The sequence below is a fragment of the Acinetobacter sp. YH01004 genome (genome assembly GCF_013420455.1).
In the GTDB taxonomy this organism is placed as follows: domain Bacteria; phylum Pseudomonadota; class Gammaproteobacteria; order Pseudomonadales; family Moraxellaceae; genus Acinetobacter; species Acinetobacter towneri.
The window spans coordinates 1-1,013 of record NZ_VOXZ01000048.1; the positions used below are offsets into that span (position 1 = coordinate 1).

General features: G+C 51.7%; 1 rRNA gene. It reads right to left on the bottom strand.

Annotation, left to right across the window (positions count from 1 at the left end):
- Positions 1 to 999, bottom strand: a 16S ribosomal RNA gene (locus FTT71_RS13235); the annotation flags it as partial.
- Positions 1,000 to 1,013: the final 14 nt, after the last annotated feature.

Here is a 1,013-nt window from a genome sequence, read left to right on the forward strand (position 1 = left end):
TCTACTATGTCAAGGCCAGGTAAGGTTCTTCGCGTTGCATCGAATTAAACCACATGCTCCACCGCTTGTGCGGGCCCCCGTCAATTCATTTGAGTTTTAGTCTTGCGACCGTACTCCCCAGGCGGTCTACTTATCGCGTTAGCTGCGCCACTAAAGGATCAAATCCCCCAACGGCTAGTAGACATCGTTTACGGCATGGACTACCAGGGTATCTAATCCTGTTTGCTCCCCATGCTTTCGCACCTCAGTGTCAGTATTAGGCCAGATGGCTGCCTTCGCCATCGGTATTCCTCCAGATCTCTACGCATTTCACCGCTACACCTGGAATTCTACCATCCTCTCCCATACTCTAGCTAACCAGTATCGAATGCAATTCCCAAGTTAAGCTCGGGGATTTCACATTTGACTTAATTAGCCACCTACGCGCGCTTTACGCCCAGTAAATCCGATTAACGCTCGCACCCTCTGTATTACCGCGGCTGCTGGCACAGAGTTAGCCGGTGCTTATTCTGTGGGTAACGTCCACTTAGCCCAGGTATTAACCAGGTAAGCCTCCTCCCCACTTAAAGTGCTTTACAACCAAAAGGCCTTCTTCACACACGCGGCATGGCTGGATCAGGGTTCCCCCCATTGTCCAATATTCCCCACTGCTGCCTCCCGTAGGAGTCTGGGCCGTGTCTCAGTCCCAGTGTGGCGGATCATCCTCTCAGACCCGCTACAGATCGTCGCCTTGGTAGGCCTTTACCCCACCAACTAGCTAATCCGACTTAGGCTCATCTATTAGCGCAAGGTCATAAAGAGCCCCTGCTTTCTCCCGTAGGACGTATGCGGTATTAGCATCCCTTTCGGAATGTTGTCCCCCACTAATAGGCAGATTCCTAAGCATTACTCACCCGTCCGCCGCTAGCTCAGTTACCGAAGCAACCTCGCCCGCTCGACTTGCATGTGTTAAGCCTGCCGCCAGCGTTCAATCTGAGCCATGATCAAACTCTTCAGTTAAAATCATTTTGAAG